Origin of the sequence: Spiroplasma sp. ald (assembly GCF_044714355.1) — a bacterium.
GTDB lineage: Bacteria > Bacillota_I > Bacilli_A > Mycoplasmatales > Mycoplasmataceae > Spiroplasma > Spiroplasma phoeniceum.
The window spans coordinates 1-4,407 of the sequence record NZ_RXFY01000088.1; the positions used below are offsets into that span (position 1 = coordinate 1).

General features: G+C 26.3%; 5 protein-coding genes. All 5 read right to left on the reverse strand.

The window, feature by feature from the left end; genetic code table 4:
- Positions 1–69 precede the first annotated feature (69 nt).
- The 5 genes from EHU54_RS04640 to EHU54_RS04660 all read right to left on the reverse strand — a co-directional run bounded on the left by EHU54_RS04640 (position 70) and on the right by EHU54_RS04660 (position 4,271).
- The gene (locus EHU54_RS04640; RefSeq protein WP_400249186.1) at positions 70–240 is read right to left on the reverse strand and encodes a dUTP diphosphatase; all 171 of its coding nucleotides are present in this window, start codon (positions 238–240) and stop codon (positions 70–72) included.
- Positions 230–1,789, reverse strand: a complete 1,560-nt coding sequence (locus EHU54_RS04645) for a two-component regulator system yiem receptor component protein (RefSeq protein WP_400249187.1) — start codon at positions 1,787–1,789, stop codon at positions 230–232. The genes EHU54_RS04640 and EHU54_RS04645 overlap by 11 nt, the downstream gene beginning before the upstream one ends.
- A 57-nt stretch (positions 1,790–1,846) precedes the next feature.
- Positions 1,847–3,358, reverse strand: a complete 1,512-nt coding sequence (locus tag EHU54_RS04650) for an AAA family ATPase (RefSeq protein ID WP_400249188.1) — start codon at positions 3,356–3,358, stop codon at positions 1,847–1,849.
- Positions 3,359–3,371: 13 nt separating this feature from the next.
- Positions 3,372–4,040 (reverse strand): hypothetical protein, encoded by a 669-nt coding sequence (locus EHU54_RS04655; RefSeq protein WP_400249189.1) that lies wholly within the window; start codon positions 4,038–4,040, stop codon positions 3,372–3,374.
- A gap of 90 nt (positions 4,041–4,130) precedes the next feature.
- A complete protein-coding gene (locus tag EHU54_RS04660; RefSeq protein WP_400249190.1) occupies positions 4,131–4,271 on the reverse strand; it encodes a hypothetical protein in 141 nt (46 codons plus the stop codon).
- Between the last annotated feature and the right edge of the window lie 136 nt (positions 4,272–4,407).

Consider the following 4,407-nt stretch of genomic DNA (forward strand, 5'->3'; position numbering starts at 1 on the left):
AGATTCCTATAATTTCTATTTTAAATATATTTTATAGGAATTTTAAAATAACTAGGTTATGCAAGAAGTCTAATATTTAAAATCACGTTGTTCATTAATAAATTCTGCTAACTCAACTAAAAAAGCCAAAATTCGTTTCTCAAATGTTTCATTATCATTTAAGTTAAATTTTGTTAAAATATGCTTATCTAATTTTTTTTGGTTTTCTAACAAATAATTAAAAGTATTGTTACTTAACATTTTTGCTAATCTCCTTTGCAGTTCTCATTTGTCCTAAAATTGCTTTTGCATTAGGAACTTTATCATATTTCTTTACAATTTGCCCTGTTAACGAAGCAATTATTCGTTCTGAAGCAAATGGGTCACGTGGGTCATAAATTCAAGCATTATTAAAAATTGTTTCTACATTTTCTGCACCCATTGTCCCAATAACAATAGCATGAAAGCGATTCCGACGCTGTTTTAATAAATTTATCTTTGTTATTAAATCAGGTGATAAATCAGAAGTTAAAAAATCACTAATTAATAACAAATCAGCATTAAAATATTCATTACTATCCATTACTATTAAAGTATGTTCTAATGCTGGCTCAACATCTGTATCCCCAGCAAAACTTTTTGACAAAAATTCAATTAATTTTGGTAGTGAATCTTTTAAAGAAGATAAATTATAAACATCTAAACTTTTAGAAAAATTAATCATGTAGCAAGGGCGATGCTCTGCTAAAGCAATTTTTGCAATTGCTAAAGCAAGAGCTTTGTTAATTTGTTCGGGACTACCTCGCATTGAAGAAGAGGTATCAATTGATAAAATGATTGGCCCTTTTTCTTCAGGAACATATGTTTCAATTGTTCGTAATTTAATTTGTTCTTTGGGAACTTTATCTTGTGATAAAAATTCAAATGTTGTTAATTTGCCCTCAATATATTTTTTATAAAAAATATATTTTAAAACTGGATCTTTTAATAAAACTAATTCGGCGGGAAACATATGTTCTAAATCTTTAGATTCAGTTGCTCCAATAATTTCTTCTGGTGAAGAACCAATTGGTTTTCATTCATAATCCATTACAATTTCTTCTAAAATTCGTTGTTCAATTAAATTACTTTCACCTTGAAAACGCCCTAATAATGTTGCAATTTCCATAATTGCTGGATTAGTTTCCAAAAATTTTGCAAATTTATCAATGACTGACATATTAACACCTTTTTTTAATTCTACTGGATTTCATATTTTGCCAAAAAAGTTTCATACTGTTTTTAATAAACTATTAGCTTTATTATAAATTTCCACTTTATTATATAAATCTTGCATAAACTTTGTTCTTAATTCTTCAATTTTTGCAAAACGATAATCATTAATTCTTTTAATTAAAATAGATTCTCAAATTCCAATAAAATCACGAAATAACATATTTGGATTATTGTTTTGTTTTTTATTAAATTCATAACGATAATAATTTAGCCGATCATAAAATGGTGAATTAACTTTAAATAAAAAATCTTGTGTTGAAGCATAATTCTTTTTTAAACCATCATAACCATTAACTTTAATCCAATGAAATAAATAAATTTCTTTTTCGATATTTGAATCTAACTTAATTTTCATAATTTCATTTTCAATTTGATGATCATAAAAATTATTAACAGCTTGGTCAAACATTTCACTTAATCACCGATTCGTTGTTTTCATCAGAGCAAACCTTGGATTAACTAAATCCGTATTTTTTAATGCTGTTAACTTACTAGCTAGTTGAACTCCCGCTTTTTGCTCTAAATATGGATTCACATTAAATCCTCCCTTGTTTTACTCATTTAATTTTTTGTTAATTGTTCAAAATTACTATTATTTATTTTTTTGCTCTGAATTTGAAAATTGTTCTAATTCTAACCAATTTTCATTAAAATTTATTTTATTATCACTAAAGGCATTATTAACTGCCAACATAAAACGTTCTTTAAAAAAGAGGAAATTTAAAGATAATAATCGTTCTTTTTCATCCGGAAAAGCAGTTGTTAAACTATCAATTTCTCGTTCAACAGCTAAAATTCTTTTTTCAAGTTTTGAATTATTATCCACTTTTGAATTCTTAATTTCAATTTTAATTTCTTCATTTGTTTTAATAATTTTAAAAGTACTATCATTAACATAACTAATCTCTGTTTGCAAAACATCTGCCATATTATCTAAATCTTCACCATAATATAATTCAATTAATGTGGGTTGTGTCTTATTATGACGAGCATCAATAAAATCTTCAACACGAATAAAACAAATTGGATACTGTTGATTTTTTCAAAAAATTCGGTGAAATGTTCCTTGTAATTTTCTATCAAAAACATCCAAATATTCACTTTTGCGACTATTAACTTCTTGAATATCTTCATACTGAGCTGATAATTCTTCTAATTCTTTGCTTAAATGATTCTTTTTTTCACGAACATCATACGTTAAAGCATCTAAATAAAATTCATTAAAAATAGCATTATATGTTTCTTCTTGTTGTTCATCATCTCAAATACAATATGGAATGACTAACCAATCAGCTTTATCAACTGTATCACGACCATTATAAAATGCTGAAGCTTTCATTAAATGAGCAATCTTCTTTCAACGACGATCTGAAATATAATATTCACCTTCAGTCGCAATATACATTGCTTTTCGAAATCGAGAAATAAAATCAAAAGTTACTGGTGTTATTTTAATCTTATTAATTTCTTTTCGTCATGTATCATATTCTTCATGTGTAATTTGTAAAGCTTCATCAACTTTTACATCTAATTCAGTTACTCCAGCAATCATATCATTAAAGTTTTCTTCGTCTTTTAACCCTTGTGCAATATAACGAATAATAAAACGGTCATATAACGCTTCAAGACCTTGTCCTTCTGCTGGCAACTCATTTGACGCTGAAATTAATAATTTCATTGGCACTTTTATATCTACTCCAGCATTACGAAAAATCTTTTCATTAATAATTGTTAATAAAGTATTTTGAATTGATGGTCCCGCTTTTCAAATTTCATCTAAAAAAACAATTTCAGCCGTTGGTAAATATTTATCAATTAAGCGCTTATACACTCCTTTTTGTAAATCTTCAATTGAAATTGGTCCAAAAATTTCTTCTGGTGTTGAAAAACGATTCATTAAATATTCAAAAATAGTACCATTTTTAAAAGCATGCTTTAAACGACGTGAAACTAACGATTTAGCAATTCCGGGTTTTCCTAAAAGAAAAATTGATTCACCACTTAGCATCGCTAACATTGCTAAATTAAAAATTTCTTCTTTTTCATAAACATTTTGTTGTAATTGTTTGGTTAATTCTTCTAATCTTTCTGTAAGTGTCATCATTTTCTTTTTTCTCCTAAACTTCTAAATTAATTCTTCGTTTAACATCATCTGATTTAACAATTAAGAGACATGCTCCAACAATTCAAATAGAAGTAATTATTAGAACCAAAACAATAAAAACTAATAATCAAATATTAATTGGTTCAGTGGGATTTCCTTTAATACTTCCTAGAATCAATAAAATTGCACATAAAATTTCAACAAATAAAAAATATAAAATTGCTAACATAATATAAGCAATACCTCATCCATAAATAGCACCCGCAGTTCGGACCATTGTCATCGGAATAAAATATAATAAACTAAATAATAAACTAAGAAATAAAAACCCATAACTTAAAAGGTCTTTAACATAAATCTCAGCAAAAAATTTAATATTTGGATCAAGATAATTACTTAAAGCAACTAAAATTGCCTTTTGACCAATAAAATAAGCTAAAACAATTGCTACTAATTGTCCAAAAATAATAAAACTTCGTCCCACTCGTTCAAGTGGACTATCCCAAAACATTTGTCGTTGTGAAAAATCATTGTGCTGAGTTGGTGACAAATAACTAAAACGTTTCTGCTCCTGTTTAGATAATTCTTTAACTTCCTCCTCATATTTTCGGCGTTCTTCTTCAGTATCAAGCAACTCTAAATCTGGAAATTTACTTCCATATGTTGGCTTATTTTTAAACATTCTGTTCCCCCTTTGGTATTTAACCCTATTTTAATTTGTGTAAACATTTTAACATTTTCCCTAAATTTAGGCAATTAAATTATTTTTTTCCTATTTTTTAACAATCAAAATATTTGATATTGTTCTCTCAAAATATTTTGCTCCAAAACTTGTTACTTTAATATAATATCAATAATTACCTTCTTCTAAAAAGACATCATTAGCATCTAATTCACGATTATCTTCAGTCAAAATAACAACATTAAAATATTCACGGAAATTTACAATAGACTTCTTGCATAACCTATTAAAATAATTGTAAATATTTTTAAAAAGATACTAATAGCAAATTATAATTTTAATTAATTATGTCTTTTATTTAAAAATT